Origin of the sequence: Streptomyces sp. HPF1205 (genome assembly GCF_020400825.1) — a bacterium.
Classification (GTDB): Bacteria; Actinomycetota; Actinomycetes; order Streptomycetales; family Streptomycetaceae; genus Actinacidiphila.
Genome location: NZ_JAINVH010000002.1, coordinates 137,500 through 152,231 on the forward strand (window position 1 = coordinate 137,500; position 14,732 = coordinate 152,231).

11 protein-coding genes and 1 riboswitch are annotated in these 14,732 nt (G+C 72.0%); of the genes, 4 read left to right on the forward strand and 7 right to left on the reverse strand.

Annotation, left to right across the window (positions count from 1 at the left end):
* Nucleotides 1–130: 130 nt before the first annotated feature.
* The 4 genes from cydD to hisC form a co-directional block, all read right to left on the reverse strand.
* Nucleotides 131–3,748 carry a thiol reductant ABC exporter subunit CydD gene (cydD, locus tag K7G61_RS02865; RefSeq protein WP_225844966.1) on the reverse strand — a complete coding sequence of 1,206 codons (3,618 nt, stop codon included), beginning with the start codon at nucleotides 3,746–3,748 and terminating at the stop codon, nucleotides 131–133.
* Nucleotides 3,749–3,842: 94 nt separating this feature from the next.
* Entirely contained in the window at nucleotides 3,843–4,847 is a 1,005-nt protein-coding gene (gene cydB / locus K7G61_RS02870) for a cytochrome d ubiquinol oxidase subunit II (protein WP_225844967.1), read from the reverse strand.
* A gap of 30 nt (nucleotides 4,848–4,877) precedes the next feature.
* Complete coding sequence (locus tag K7G61_RS02875; RefSeq protein WP_225844968.1) at nucleotides 4,878–6,392, reverse strand: cytochrome ubiquinol oxidase subunit I; 1,515 nt, start codon at nucleotides 6,390–6,392, stop codon at nucleotides 4,878–4,880.
* A 193-nt stretch (nucleotides 6,393–6,585) separates the two neighbouring features.
* The gene (gene hisC / locus K7G61_RS02880; RefSeq protein WP_225844969.1) at nucleotides 6,586–7,662 is read right to left on the reverse strand and encodes a histidinol-phosphate transaminase; all 1,077 of its coding nucleotides are present in this window, start codon (nucleotides 7,660–7,662) and stop codon (nucleotides 6,586–6,588) included.
* Nucleotides 7,663–7,996: 334 nt separating this feature from the next.
* Here hisC and K7G61_RS02885 point away from each other — a divergent pair, with 334 nt between their 5' ends.
* The 3 genes from K7G61_RS02885 to K7G61_RS02895 all read left to right on the forward strand — a co-directional run bounded on the left by K7G61_RS02885 (nucleotide 7,997) and on the right by K7G61_RS02895 (nucleotide 11,418).
* The gene (locus tag K7G61_RS02885; RefSeq protein WP_225844970.1) at nucleotides 7,997–9,100 is read left to right on the forward strand and encodes a LacI family DNA-binding transcriptional regulator; all 1,104 of its coding nucleotides are present in this window, start codon (nucleotides 7,997–7,999) and stop codon (nucleotides 9,098–9,100) included.
* Nucleotides 9,101–9,206: 106 nt separating this feature from the next.
* Nucleotides 9,207–10,415, forward strand: coding sequence for a metallophosphoesterase (locus tag K7G61_RS02890; RefSeq protein WP_225844971.1), 1,209 nt, complete (start codon nucleotides 9,207–9,209; stop codon nucleotides 10,413–10,415).
* A 229-nt stretch (nucleotides 10,416–10,644) separates the two neighbouring features.
* Nucleotides 10,645–11,418, forward strand: a complete 774-nt coding sequence (locus tag K7G61_RS02895; RefSeq protein WP_225844972.1) for a hypothetical protein — start codon at nucleotides 10,645–10,647, stop codon at nucleotides 11,416–11,418.
* 121 nt (nucleotides 11,419–11,539) lie between these two features.
* Here the strand turns inward: K7G61_RS02895 and thiC are convergent, their stop codons facing one another.
* The 3 genes from thiC to K7G61_RS02910 all read right to left on the reverse strand — a co-directional run bounded on the left by thiC (nucleotide 11,540) and on the right by K7G61_RS02910 (nucleotide 14,274).
* Nucleotides 11,540–13,357, reverse strand: a complete 1,818-nt coding sequence (thiC, locus tag K7G61_RS02900) for a phosphomethylpyrimidine synthase ThiC (protein ID WP_225844973.1) — start codon at nucleotides 13,355–13,357, stop codon at nucleotides 11,540–11,542.
* A riboswitch (TPP riboswitch) is annotated at nucleotides 13,350–13,475 on the reverse strand. It overlaps the preceding gene by 8 nt.
* A gap of 109 nt (nucleotides 13,476–13,584) precedes the next feature.
* Nucleotides 13,585–13,800 carry a DUF5326 family protein gene (locus K7G61_RS02905; protein ID WP_225844974.1) on the reverse strand — a complete coding sequence of 72 codons (216 nt, stop codon included), beginning with the start codon at nucleotides 13,798–13,800 and terminating at the stop codon, nucleotides 13,585–13,587.
* A gap of 156 nt (nucleotides 13,801–13,956) precedes the next feature.
* On the reverse strand, nucleotides 13,957–14,274 hold the full coding sequence (locus K7G61_RS02910; protein ID WP_225845176.1) for a cupin domain-containing protein: 318 nt from the start codon (nucleotides 14,272–14,274) through the stop codon (nucleotides 13,957–13,959).
* 80 nt (nucleotides 14,275–14,354) lie between these two features.
* Here K7G61_RS02910 and K7G61_RS02915 point away from each other — a divergent pair, with 80 nt between their 5' ends.
* A complete protein-coding gene (locus K7G61_RS02915; RefSeq protein WP_225844975.1) occupies nucleotides 14,355–14,732 on the forward strand; it encodes a phage holin family protein in 378 nt (125 codons plus the stop codon).

Here is a 14,732-nt window from a genome sequence, read left to right on the forward strand (position 1 = left end):
AGCCCGCGGGCCGTGGGACTTGGTCTCCGCGAGCCCGCGTCTGCGTGAGGCCGTCACACCGCAGGCAGCCGCGTGACCCCTGTGGGCCCCGGCCTTCGCTCCTGGAGCGGAGGCGGTACGGCGCCGGCGGTCATCCGCGCGCGCCCGCTCCCGCCGGCTGGAGCACGGCGTCGGCCGCGAGTTCCCGCTCCAGCGTGCGGCGGAACGGGCCTTCCGCGGCGGCAAGTTCCTCGTACGTGCCGCGTTGCGCGACCCGCCCGCCCTCCAGGACGACGATCTCGTCGACCGCGCCGTCCGCCAGGCCCGCGAGGCGGTGCGTGACGAGCAGGGTGGTACGGCCGCGGGTGGCCGCCAGCAGGTCGGCGGTCAGGGCGTCGGCCGTGGGCAGGTCGAGGTGCTCGGCGGGTTCGTCGAGGATCAGCACGGGGAAGTCGGCGAGCAGCGCGCGGGCCAGGGCCAGGCGCTGGCGCATGCCGCCGGACAGCCGGGCGCCGTGCTCACCCACTTCCGTGTCCAGATCGATGTCCAGCCGGGCCGCGGCCAGCGCCTGCCGCAGTTCGCCGTCCGACGCGCCGGGACGGGCGAGCCGCAGGTTCTCCCTGACCGTGCTGTCGAAGACGTGGGCGTCCTGCGCGCACAGCCCGACCAGCCGACGCACGTCGTCGCCGGCCAGCGCCCCGGCGGGCCGCCCGGCCAGCGTGTACGAGCCGGCTTCGGCGTCCAGGAACCGCAGGAGCACATGGGCGAGGGTCGTCTTGCCCGCCCCCGAATGCCCCACCACGGCGACCCGGCGCCCCGGCGTCAAGGTGAGGTCGACCCCGTCGAGCGCGAGGCCGCGCTGCCCCGGATGCCGGGCCTTCAGACCGCGTACGACCAGCGGGAACGGCGTCGCGGGCGGTTCCTCCGGCACCGTCGGTTCCGTCACGGGCACGGGCGCGTCCAGCACCTCCCGCACGCGCTCGGCGGCCTGCTTGCCGCGGCGCCTTTCCCGCGCGGCGACGGGCAGCCCGGCGACCGTCTCGAACGCGGCGAGCGGCAGCAGGACGAGGACGGCGAGCGTGACGCCGTGCTGCGCGCGTACCCCCACGAAGGCGGCGGCCGTCACCGTCAGACCGCTGATCAGCGTGGTCAGGCCGCTGCCGAGCGCGGTCGCGGCGGCCGACCGGGCGGCGATGGCGCGCAGCGCGCGGTCCGCGGCCGCGGCCTCCCGCCGGCGGTCAGGAAGCGCACCGGCCACCGTCAGCTCGGCGGTTCCGGTGAACAGCCCCAGCACCCGGGTCGACAGTTCACCCCGGGCGGGGGCCAGCCTGCGCTCGGTGCGCGACGCGACGGCGACCGACAAGGCGGGCACCCCGACCCCCGCGGCCAGCAGCCCGACCGCGAGGACCAGCCCGGCCGCGGGCAGCAGCCAGGCCGTGAACGCCACCGCCAGAGCCGCGGTCACCGCGCCGCTCACGGCGGGCAGCAGCCAGCGCAGGTAGTAGTCCTGCACCCCGTCCACGTCCGCGACCACCCGCGAGAGCAGGTCGCCGCGCGCGGTGCCGAAGCCGGCCGGGGCGAGCCGCTCCAGCCGCCGGAACACCCCGGCCCTGATCCCGGCCAGCCCGCGGAACACCGCGTCGTGGCCCACCAGCCGCTCCGCGTACCGGAACACCGCCCGCCCGATGCCGAACGCGCGCGTGGCCGTGACCGCCACCATCAGGTAGAGCACGGGCGGCTGCTGGGAGGCCCGGCTGATCAGCCAACCCGAGGTCCCCATGAGGCCCACGGCCGACCCCAGTGCCAGCGCCCCCAGAGCGCAGGCACCCGCGAACCGCCCCCAGAACCCCCGCCCGAGCCGGACGGCGTCCCGGCCCCGCCCGCCTGCTTCGAGCCGCTCTTCCTGTCCTTCCTGCCTTGCCTCCCCTGCCCGCGCCGGCTGCCCTTTTTGCCCGGCCACGGACGCCCCGGAAGCACCGGAAGCCGCGGACACGGCCGGTCCGTGCGCCCGGCCCCCGCCGTCCGGAACGCCCCCGCCGTCCGGAAGGCCCTCGCCGTACGCGAAGTCCGCGCCGTGCGAGACCTCTGCCTGCCGGACCCCGCCCCCGCCATCGAGGGGCTGACGGGCCGGTGGGAAGGACAGCCGGAGCACCCGGTCGGCCAGTGGCAGCAGCGCGGGGCGGTGGGCGGTGAAGAGGACGGTTCGGCCGGCCGCCGCCTCCCGCAGCGCGTCGGCGACGCGGCTTTCCGTGCCGGCGTCCAGGTGGGCCGTCGGCTCGTCGAGCAGGAGCAGGGGGCGGTCGGCGAGCAGGGCACGGGCCAGGGCGAGCCGCTGGCGCTGCCCCGCGGACAGGCCGCTGCCGTCCTCCCCGAGCAGGTCACCGGGCGCGGCGAACGCCAGGACACCGGCGGCCGCGAGCACGGCCGTCAGCTCGGCTTCGGAGGCGTCGGGACGCGCGAGCCGCACGTTGTCCGCGATGGTGCCGGCGAACAGGTGCGGCCGCTGCGGCACCCAGGCGATCTGCCGGTGCCAGCCGGCCGGGTCGATGTCCGCCAGGTCCACGCCGTCCACCAGGACGCGGCCCGAGGACGGCACGGCGAATCCGAGGACCGCGTTCAGCAGTGTGGACTTGCCCACCCCGCTGGGCCCGGTGACGGCCAGCACCTCCCCGGGCGCGAGCGAGAACGAGGTCTCGGCGAGTTGCCCGCCTTCCCGTACGGCCAGGCCCTCGACGCTGATCGTGGCCGTCCGCAGATCAGGCGCGGGCAGCAGGTCCGCCCGCCGGTGTCCGGCCGGCCCGGCGGACTCGGCCTCCAGCACGGCGAAGACCTCCTCGGCCGCCGCAAGGCCCTCCGCCGCCGCGTGGTACTGCGCTCCCACCTGGCGCAGCGGCAGATACGCCTCTGGGGCGAGGACCAGGACCAGCAGTCCGGTGCGCAGGTCCAGTTGGCCGTGGACCAGCCGCATGCCGATCCCGACGGCAACCAGCGCCACCGAGATCGTGGCGAGGAGTTCCAGGACGAAGGAGGACAGGAACGCCACGCGCAGGGTCCGCAGCGTGGCCCGCCGGTAGTCGCCGGTGATCCTGCGGATGTTGTCCGCCTGGACCTTGGCGCGCCCGAACACCTTCAGGGTGGGCAGCCCGGCCACCACGTCCAGGAAGTGCCCGGACAGCCGGCCGAGCAGCCGCCACTGCCGGTCCATGCGCTCCCTGGTGGCCCAGCCGACCAGCACCATGAACAGGGGGATCAGCGGCAGCGTCACCGCGATGGTCAGCGCCGAGATCCAGTCGGCGGCGGCGATGCGGGCGATCACGACGGCCGGCACCACAACCGCCAGCCCCAGCTGCGGCAGGTAGCGCGCGAAGTAGTCGTCCAGGGCGTCGATCCCGCGGGTGGCCAGCGTGGTCAGCTCACCGCTGCGCCTGCCGGTCAGCCAGCCCGGGCCCAGGTCGGTGGCACGTTCCAGGAGCCGTCCGCGCAGTTCCGACTTCACGGCGGCGCCGGAGCGGTGCGCGCACAGCTCGGTCAGCCAGGCCACCAGCGCGCGGCCCAGGGCCACGGCGACCAGTGCCCACAGCTCGCCGCGCAACCGCCCCGGCCCGTACCCGTGCTGGAAGCCGCCGACCACGACGTCGGCGATGAGTGCCGCCTGGGCGACGATCAGCGCGGCCCCGATGGCACCGAGCAGCACGGATCCGGCCAGGAACACCCGGGTGGTGCGCGCGTACCGGACAAGCCGCGGGTCGACGGGTTTCACGTGGAACATCCCCTTTCCTGTTCCACGTGGAACATCAGCCGTATTCGCCCGTGTTTCACGTGGAACATCCGGCCGCCGACGCCTCCCGCGCCACCGTCCGCCATCAGTGCGCCGCTTCCGCGATGTGCTGCGTACCGATGCGCTTGCGGAACACCCAGTAGGTCCACCCCTGGTAGAGCAGGACGAGCGGGGTGGCGGTCGCCGCGCACCAGGTCATGATCCGCAGCGTGTACGGGGTGGCCGACGCGTTGCCGACCGTCAGGCTCCAGGCGGGGTCGAGCGAGGACGGCATGACGTCGGGGAAGAGCGCGAGGAAGAACATGGCCACGGTCGCGGCGATCGTCACGCCGGAGAAGGCGAACGACCACCCCTCACGTCCGGCCCGGTTGGCCACCAGGGCCGCGACCAGCGCGGCGACGGCCACGATCAGCGCGGCCAGACTCCGCCCGTTGCCGGTGTGCGCCTGGGTCCAGATCAGGAAGACCGCGGCGAGGGCGGCGGCGAGGACACCGACCCGGGTGGCCAGTGCCCGTGCCCGCTGCCGTATGGGGCCGACCGTCTTCAGTGAGGCGAACACCGCGCCGTGGAAGGTGAACAGTGCCAGCGTCACCAGGCCGCCGAGCAGGGCGTACGGGTTGAGCAGGTCCCAGAAGCCGCCCACGTACTCCTTGTGCGCGTCGATCTTCACACCGCGCACGATGTCGGCGAAGGCCACGCCCCACAGCACAGCCGGCAGCAGGGAGGCCCAGAAGACGGCGTTCTCCCAGCCGCGCTGCCAGCGCTCGTCCGGCCGCTTGGACCGGTACTCGAAGGCCACCCCGCGCACGATCAGGCACACCACGATCAGCAGCAGCGGCAGGTAGAAGCCGGAGAACAGCGTGGCGTACCAGTCGGGGAAGGCCGCGAAGGTCGCGCCGCCCGCGGACAGCAGCCACACCTCGTTGCCGTCCCACACCGGCCCGATGGTGTTGATCAGCACCCGGCGCTCGGCGCGGTCCCGGGCCAGCAGCTTGGTGAGGACGCCGATCCCGAAGTCGAAGCCTTCCAGGAAGAAGTAGCCCGTCCACAGAACGGCGATGATGACGAACCAGGCGTCGTGGAGATGCATTGCTCTTTCCGTTCGCTCTTCGTTCCGCGATCAGTACGAGAAGGCCATCGGACGGTCGCTGTCCGCGTCGTCCGGGTCGCCGCCTATACGGGTGGGGGACCGGCGGTCCGCGTCGGTCAGCTCCGGCGGACCGGCCTTGACATACCTGGCCAGCAGCCGCACCTCGATCACGGCGAGCAGCGCGTACAGCAGGGTGAAGACGGTCAGCGAGGTCACAACCTCGCCGGTGGAGACGCCGGGGGAGACCGCGTCCTTGGTGCGCAGCACGCCGAACACCACCCAAGGCTGGCGGCCGGTCTCGGTGAAGATCCAGCCCCAGGAGTTGGCCAGCAGCGGGAAGACCATGGTCAGCAGGGCGATCCGCCAGTACCAGCGGGCGAGCGCCGGCTTGAGGGCCAGGTTCCTGGTGAGCATCAGCGCGGGCACGTCGTCCTCGCCGGTTCTGCGCTCGGGCGCGAGCCAGAACCGCCGCCTGGTCAGCCACAGCCCTGCCGCGCCCACCCCCATGGAAACGACGCCGAAGCCGATCATCCAGCGGAAGCCCCAGTAGGCGACCGGGATGTTCGGCCGGTAGTCGCCGGGGCCGAACTTCGCCTGCTCGGCCTTGTTCACGTCGTTGATGCCGGGGACGTAACTGGTGAAGGAGTCGTCGGCGAGGAAGGACAGCACGTTCGGGACCTCGACGGCCACCCGGTTGTGGCCCTTGCTGACGTCGCCTACGGCGAACAGGGAGAACGGCGCCCCCTTCTGCCCGTCCCACAGCGCCTCGGCGGCGGCCATCTTCATCGGCTGCTGCTTGAACATGACCTTGCCCAGCGTGTCGCCGCTGATCGCGGTGAACGCCCCCGCCACCACGGCGACGACCAGCGCCATCCGCAGCGAGGCGCGCATCACCGCGATGTGCTGCTTCCTGGCCAGGTGGTAGGCGCAGATGCCGATCATGAAGGCGGCGCCGGTGAGGAAGGCCGCGGACATGGTGTGGAAGAACTGCGCGAGTGCGGTGTTCTGGGTGAGCACCGCCCAGAAGTCGGTCAGCTCGGCGCGCTTCGTCCTCGGGTTGTAGCGGTAGCCGACCGGGTGCTGCATCCAGGAGTTGGCGGCCAGGATGAAGTACGCGGACAGGAAGGTGCCGATCGAGACCATCCATATGCAGGCCAGGTGGATCTTCCTCGGCAGCTTGTCCCAGCCGAAGATCCACAGCCCGATGAAGGTCGACTCGAAGAAGAAGGCGATCAGCGCCTCGAAGGCGAGCGGCGCGCCGAAGATGTCGCCGACGAAGCGGGAGTAGTCCGACCAGTTCATGCCGAACTGGAACTCCTGGACGATGCCGGTGACCACACCCATCGCGATGTTGATCAGGAACAGCTTGCCCCAGAACTTGGTGGCCCGCAGGTAGGTGTCCTTGCCCGTTCTCACCCAGGCGGTCTGCAGGCCGGCGGTCAGCGCGGACAGCGAGATCGTCAGCGGGACGAAGAGGAAGTGGTAGACGGTGGTGACGCCGAACTGCCAGCGGGCGACGTTCAGTGGCTCTAGGGCGAGCTGCACGATACGCCTCCTTTGCGTGCTGCTTGTGAACGTGAACTCATTCACAAGCTAGTATCACGCACAGCAGTTCGCCCCCTGCCACCGGGGGGTGACAAGGGGCGAATGTGCAGGTCAGATGGGGTTCAGATGGTTATGAGTGGAGTGGGCCCGACCTGGCCCGACCCAGCCCAACCAGCCCGGCCGGCCCGACCGCTCAGAGCTCCTTGCGGAACTCCTCCGCCGTACGGAGCAGCAGATCATTGGCCTCCGCTTCGCCCACCGTGATCCGGACGCCCTCGCCGGGGAACGGCCGCACGGTCACGCCCGCGCGCTCGGCCGCCGCCGCGAAGTCCATCGTGCGCTCCCCCAGCCGCAGCCAGACGAAGTTCGCCTGCGTCTCGGGCACGGTCCACCCCTGCCCGGCCAGCCCCTCCACCACCCGGGCGCGCTCGGCGACCAGCCCGGCCACCCGCTCCAGCAGCGCCGGCTCGGCCTTGAGGCTGGCGATGGCCGCGTCCTGCGCGAGCTGGCTCACCCCGAAGGGCACCGCCGTCTTGCGCAGCGCCGACGCCACCGGCTCGTGCGCGACCGCGAAGCCCACCCGCAGCCCGGCCAGCCCGTACGCCTTGGAGAAGGTGCGCAGCACCGCGACATTGGGCCGGTCCCGGTACAGCTCGATGCCGTCCGGCACCTCGGGGTCGGTGTTGAACTCCCGGTACGCCTCGTCCAGCACCACCAGCACGTCGCCCGGCACCCGGTCGAGGAACCGTTCCAGCGCCGCCCGCCGCACCACCGTGCCGGTCGGGTTGTTGGGGTTGCAGACGAAGATGAGCCGGGTCCGCTCGGTGACCGCGTCGGCCATGGCGTCCAGGTCGTGCGTCTCGCCGGGGCCCAGCGGTACCTGGACCGCCGCGGCACCGCTGATCCGTGTGATGATCGGATACGCCTCGAAGGACCGCCAGGCGTAGATCACCTCGTCGCCGGGTCCCGAGGTGGCCTGGAGCAGTTGCTGGGCGACGCCGACCGAGCCGGTGCCGGTGGCGACGTGCGCGGCCGGCACGCCGAACCGCGCGGCGAGCGCCTCGGTGAGCGCTGAGCAGGCCATGTCGGGGTAGCGGTTGAAGCTCGCCGCGGCGGCGGTGGCCGCCTCCAGCACACCGGGCAGCGGAGGGTACGGGTTCTCGTTCGAGGACAGCTTGAAGGCGCGAGCGCCCTCCTCGGCGGCCGGGGGTCGCCCGGGCTTGTACGTCGGGATGCCGTCCAGTTCCGCGCGCAGTTTCGGGGTGGTCATGGCCTCACCCTACGAGGGGCCGGACCGGCTGTGGAGCCCCCTTTTGCGACGGACCGGGGGGGCGCCGCGGACACCTGGCGCGCGCGGCGCGGCAACGCGCCCCGGTGGCGCACGCGGTGGCGCGCATCCCCCGTAGGAGTGAGTTGCCGTTGCCGGTGCCGGTGGGCCAACGGTCGGAATATCGCCAGAACCCTCCCCCTATCCCCGCCGACCTCGCGCTGCCGCCCGCATATTCCACCTTGCATACAGTTTTTGATCTTGCAGAAACCGTTCTTCCGGTCGGTTCAGCCGCTGGCAGCCGGACGGACCAGCCCCGCCCTACTATCGGCTCGCCATGACAGCAGCAGGGAACCATCAGGCGAGTCGACCCGTCGGACGCCGGCTGGAGCGGGCGGGGATCAGGGATGTCGCCGCCGCGGCCGGAGTCTCGATCACGACTGTCTCCGACGCGCTCAACGGCAAGGGCCGACTGCCCGACGCCACTCGCCGCCATGTCCGCGAGGTCGCCGACCGGCTGGGCTACCGCCCGTCCGCCGCCGCCCGCACGCTCCGCACCGGACGCTCCGGCCTGATCGGCCTGACGGTGACGACATACGGCGAAGAACCGTTCACCTTCACCGAGTTCGCGTACTTCGCCGAGATGGCCAGAGCCGCCACCTCGGCCGCGCTCGCCCGCGGGTACGCGCTGGTCATCCTGCCCGCCTCCTCCCGGCACGACGTGTGGGGCAACGTGGCGCTGGACGGCACCGTGGTGATCGACCCTTCCGACCAGGACCCCGTGGTCACCGAACTCGTCCGCCAGGGCGTGCCGGTGGTCAGCGACGGCCGCCCGGCCGGCAGCCTGCCCGTACAGGCCTGGGTCGACAACGACCACGAGGAGGCCGTCCTCGGCATCCTGGACCACCTCGCCGCCGCCGGCGCCCGCCGGATCGGCCTGCTCACCGGCACCAGCACCGACACGTACACCCGGCTGTCCACCACCGCCTACCTGGAGTGGTGCGAACGGGTCGGCCAGGAGCCGGTCTACGAGGCGTATCCCGCGCACGACCCCTGCGCGGGCGCGGTCGCCGCCGACCGGTTGCTCGCCCGCCCGGACCGCCCCGACGCCGTCTACGGCCTGTTCGACCCCAACGGCACCGATCTGCTCACCGCCGCCCGCCGCTACGGTTTACGCGTCCCCGACGACCTGCTGCTGGTCTGCTGCAGCGAGAGCGGCGGCTACGCGGGCACCGACCCGCCGATCACCACCCTGTCGCTCCAGCCGCGCAGGATCGGCACCGCGGTGGTGCAGTTGCTCATCGACGCCATCGAGGGCATCGGCCCCGCGCACCCGGTCCAGCAGGTGATGCCCACCGAACTGATCGTGCGCGCCTCCTCGCAGCGCCGGCTCCACCGCACCACCGTGAGCCCGCCGCGCACACCCGCGCACGGGGACTAAGAGCCGGTTTGTCTGGACCTTGCGAAAACCAGGTGCCTGGGTATGTCACAACGCGACAGCGTCATTCCTATGATGGGCGAATGGCGGCGCGATCGTGGAGGGGTCGATGACTCAGGGGGCAGGTCAGGGGTACGAACCCGGTTCCGGGTACCAGCCCGCGCCCGGCTACGGGTACCGGGCCGGGCACGACGCCGCCTCGTACGAGAACGACCCCGCCGCGTACGAGCAGGAGCCGTACCCGGCGTCCCGTGCGACGTACGAGGAGAGCCCCGCGCCGTACGAGGACAACCGGGTGCCGTACGACGGGCCGGGCGGCAGGCCGTACGACGCGCCCCCGCCCGCGTACGGTGGCGGGCCGGCGTACGACGCCTCCGCGCCCGCCCCGCCCGCGTACGAGCCGACCAGGCCCGATGCCCCGCTGGTCCCGCCGGAGTACACGCCGACCGCCCACGACCTGCCGGTGATCACCGCCGACACCGAGAAGGGCAGTGGCCCCGGGCCGCTCTACGTCGTCGGCGACGTGCACGGCTACCTCGCCGAACTGCTCGCCGCCCTGCGGGAGAACGGCCTGGTCGACGAGGAGGGCCACTGGTCGGCGGGCAGCGCCAGGCTGTGGTTCCTGGGCGACTTCACCGACCGCGGCCCGGACGGGATCGGCGTCATCGAGCTGGTCATGCAGTTGTCCGCCGAGGCAGCCGCGGCCGGCGGCTACTGCCGTGCCCTCATGGGCAATCACGAACTGCTGCTGCTGGGCGCCCACCGCTTCGGCGACACCCCCGTCAACTCGACCGGCGGCACCGCGTCCTTCCTGGCCGCCTGGCGGCTCAACGGCGGGCAGCCCTCCGACATGGAGCGCCTGGAGGACCGCCACCTGACCTGGATCTCCCGGCTGGACGCCGCGCACGTCACCGACGGGCACCTGCTGCTGCACTCCGACACCACGGCGTACCTCGACTACGGCAGCAGCATCGAGGAGATGAACGACGCCGTCACCGGTGTGCTGCAGCGCGGCGACGCCGACGAATGCTGGGACCTTTTCCGCAAGTTCACCAAGCGCTTCGCCTTCCGGGGCGACGGGGGCCCGCAGGCCGCCCGGGAGCTGCTCTCGACGTACGGGGGCAGCCGGGTGGTGCACGGCCACAGCCCGATCCCGTATCTGCTCGGCGAGGTCGGCGGCGAGTCCCCGGCCGACGCCGAGGAGCCGCACCCCATCAACGGCCCCATGGTCTACGCCGAGAACCTCGCCGTGGCGATGGACGGCGGCGTCACCATGGACGGCCGGCTGCTGGTCGCCCAACTGCCGCTCGTCCCCTGACGCGCGGGCCGGTGCAGGGGCCGGCGCGCGGTGGCCTGATTTCCGGCTCCCGAGGGTTTGGCGGGGTGTACATTTCCTGGTTGCACCCTGTCACCACCTGGCGTCCAGCCCTACCATCGGCTTGTATCCATAGCCACGCCGCTCCCCGTGCGTTTCGGGCCGGCGAGCCGGTTCCCCCGCGGGGAACACCCGGCCTCGCACGGGGGAGTCGGAGCATCGGGGGATGCACATGAACAGCGCTCCACACCTGCTCACCGAAGACCGCGCGGATTTCGAGCATGTCCTCGGCGACGCGCTGCGGATCGTCCTCGACGAGCGGGACGGCGGCTCCCCGCTGAACGCCGAGCAGTTGCGCACCAAGGCGCTGGCCGCGGCCGACGCCATCACCGCCATGGTCACACAGGAGTACGACAGCTACGTCACGCTGCGCGCCGGGGCGCGGGAGGCGGCCCGCGAGTCCGTACGGAGCAGGGAGAGGAGGGCGTTCGGCTACGCGGCCCTGGGAGTCGCCGACGGGGCGGGCTCCGGTGCCGGGATCGCCGCCGTCATGGCCGTCCTCACGCCGCTGCTCGCCGGGGCGGCGGCGGTCATCTTTCTGCTCATCGGATACATCCTGGGTGCGGTGTCGCCGGAGCCGGGAATCGCCCACCCGCTGCGTACGGCGGGCTGGTTCTTCGCCGCCGTCGCCGCGGCCGCCGTCCTGCTGGGCGGGGTGGGCCTGCTGCTGACGGCGCTGCGCGACTCCTCCTCCGCCGTCCGCGACGCGGCCGAGGCCCTTCCCCCCGAGGTCGCCGCCGCCCGTGCCGCGTGGCGTGAGGCACTGCTGGCCCGCGGCCTGCTGCCCTTCCTCACCGACGCGCTGGACCGGGCCGTCCCCGGCCCGGCACCCGCGCCCACGCCCGCGCCGACGCCCACATCGGCCCCCCATCTGCCGCGACTCGGCTACTCCCGGCCGGACTTCACCTCGCCCCAGACCCCGACCGCGGACGGCCGCACCGACTGACCGGCCACCGACCGGCCGACTGACCGACCGACTGACCGGCCGGCCGGAGCACAGGGCGCCGCGCCGACGGGGAAACCCGCCGGCGCGGCGCCTTCGAACTGTGGTCGGCGGATCAGGCGCGTCAGTCGGCCACCGGGAGGTAGACGCGGTTGCCCGCGGCCGCGAACTCCTCGGACTTGCGCAGCATTCCGGCCGCGATCTCGTCGTCCGTGGCGGCCGCGTCCGCTTCCCCGCCGAACCGCTCCGTGATGCTCCGGCTGATCTTCATGGAGCAGAACTTCGGCCCGCACATCGAGCAGAAGTGAGCGGTCTTGGCCGGCTCGGCCGGGAGCGTCTCGTCGTGGAAGGCGCGGGCCGAATCGGGGTCGAGGGCCAGGTTGAACTGGTCCTCCCAGCGGAACTCGAAGCGGGCGTCGGACAGAGCGTCGTCCCAGGCCTGCGCGCCCGGGTGCCCCTTGGCCAGGTCGGCGGCGTGGGCGGCGATCTTGTAGGTGATCACGCCGGTCTTGACGTCGTCGCGGTCCGGCAGGCCCAGGTGCTCCTTGGGGGTGACGTAGCAGAGCATCGCCGTTCCCCACCAGGCGATCATTGCGGCGCCGATGCCGGAGGTGATGTGGTCGTAGGCGGGCGCGATGTCGGTGGTGAGGGGGCCCAGGGTGTAGAAGGGGGCCTCCTCGCAGATCTCCTGCTGGAGGTCGATGTTCTCCTTGATCTTGTGCATGGGCACGTGGCCCGGGCCCTCGATCATGGTCTGGACGCCGTGCCGCTTGGCGACGGTGTTGAGTTCGCCGAGGGTGCGCAGTTCGGCGAACTGCGCCTCGTCGTTGGCGTCGGCGATGGAGCCGGGACGCAGGCCGTCGCCGAGGGAGTACGTGACGTCGTAGGCCGCGAGGATGTCGCAGAGCTCCTCGAAGTTCTCGTAGAGGAAGTTCTCCTTGTGGTGGGCCAGGCACCAGGCGGCCATGATCGAGCCGCCGCGGGAGACGATGCCGGTCTTGCGGCGCGCGGTCAGCGGGACGTAGCGCAGCAGCACCCCGGCGTGCACGGTCATGTAGTCGACGCCCTGCTCGGCCTGCTCGACGACCGTGTCCCGGTAGACGTCCCACGTCAGCTCCTCGGCGCGGCCGTCGACCTTCTCCAGCGCCTGGTAGAGCGGGACGGTGCCGATGGGTACGGGGGAGTTGCGCAGCACCCACTCGCGGGTGGTGTGGATGTTGCGGCCGGTGGACAGGTCCATGACGGTGTCGGCGCCCCAGCGGGTCGCCCAGGTCATCTTCTCGACCTCCTCCTCGATGGAGGAGGTGACCGCGGAGTTGCCGATGTTGGCGTTGACCTTCACCAGGAAGCGCTTGCCGATCACCATCGGCTCGATCTCCGGGTGGTTGACGTTGGCCGGCAGGACCGCGCGGCCGGCGGCGATCTCGTCGCGCACGACCTCGGGCGCCACGTTCTCGCGCAGCGCGGCGAATTCCATCTCGGGGGTGATCTCCCCGCGCCGCGCGTACGCGAGCTGGGTGACGGCTTGCCCGCCACGGGCGCGCCGGGGCAGCCGCGGGCGGCCGGGGAAGACGGCGTCGAGATTGCGCAGGCCCCCGCGCGGCGACGTGTGCTTGATCCCGTCGTCCTCGGGCCGCACCGGCCGCCCCGGGTACTCCTCGGTGTCCCCCCGTCCGGTGATCCAGGCCTCCCGTACCGGAGGCAGGCCCCGCCGTACGTCGGTGGTGACGTCAGGGTCGGTGTACGGGCCGGAGGTGTCGTACAGCGTCACGTCGCGGCCGTTGGTGAGGTGCACCCGGCGTACCGGAACCCGCAGGTCCGGCCGGGATCCGGTGAGGTACGACTTGTGCCAGCCGAGCGTGCGGGGCTCCTCGGCCCCTCGCGTACCGGTGGCCGCCTCGGCGTCGCCGTGGTCAGGCGTGCGCGCGTCCTGCATGGTCATGGGACCTACTCCCTACGCCGGCATTACCCGGTAACAGGTTCGGCGGTCGGCGCAGCAGTCGCCCTCGGCGAGTCAGCGCCCTCTCAGCCCGGTGCTCCGAGCTCCCGCGTGTGCAAAGGTGGCCCCACGGTAGCGGTTTGGCCCCGACGCACACCAGGGGCGGTCGACGACCGCCCCTTGGGCCCACCGTCCGCGTCCGGCGCCCGCGCCGGTTCAGCGGGCGGGCGTCACCAGTCGCGCCCGCTGCCGTTCGAGGAGGAGGTGACGCGCTTCACGACGAAGACGAGCGCGCCCACCAGCACCACGAAGACGATCACCTTGAACAGCAGGCCCACCACGAAGCTGATCAGGCTGGCGACCAGCGTGCCGAACACCACGAGGGCGATGACCGGGATGCCGATCCACTTGACCCACCACGGCAGGCTCTTCAGCAGCTTGTCCATGTCGGTGCAACTCTCCTTCGCCGCGACGCGTTCCCGCGTCGGTCCCGACGCGCTCCCCGGCGGCCTTCCGCCGGTACTTCGACTGTAGGGCCACCGGGGACCGTCGCGGGCGGCCGCGAGTCCGGATACGACCCTGAAATCCGCCCCTGAGGTCCCTCAGGACTCCGGGGGCGAGAAGACCACCATGACCCTGAGGTCCTCGCTGATGTGATGGAAGCGGTGCGGGGTGCCGGCCGGGACGTAGACGACGCTGCCGCGCGCGACCGTGGTGGTCTCCTCTCCCACGGTGATCGCCGCCCGCCCGCTGACCACCAGGTAGATCTCGTCCTGTGCGTGCGGCTTCTGCGGGTCGCTCTCGCCGGCCTTGAGCGCGTACAACCCCGCGGACATGGTGCGCTCGCGCAGGAACCGCAGGTAGGCCCCCTGGTTCGCCTCGCGCTGGGCATCCAGGTCGTCCAGCCGGAACACCTTCATCGTCCACTCCTCCGCTGCGGTCACGCTACGGTTCTGTCTCGGCTCTTGCCCTGGTGATCAGGTCTGCGGACGATCCCACCATGAAGAATTTCCTCGTCAAGACCCTGGCCAACGCGGGTGCCCTGGGAGTGGCGGTCTGGCTGGTCAAGGACATCACCTTGTCCGGTGGCTCGACCGCGCACAAGGTGCTCACCCTGATCCTGGTCGCGCTGGTCTTCGGGCTGGTGAACTGGCTGGTCAAGCCGGTGGTCAAGGTCCTGTCGTTCCCGCTGTTCATACTCACCCTCGGCCTGATCACCTTGGTGATCAACGCGCTGATGCTGCTGCTGACCTCGTGGCTGGCGGGCAAGCTCAGCCTGGACTTCCACGTCCACGGCTTCTGGACGGCCGTGCTCGGCGGCCTGATCGTGAGCATCGTCTCCTGGGCACTGCACGTCGTGCTCCCGGACGACGAGTGA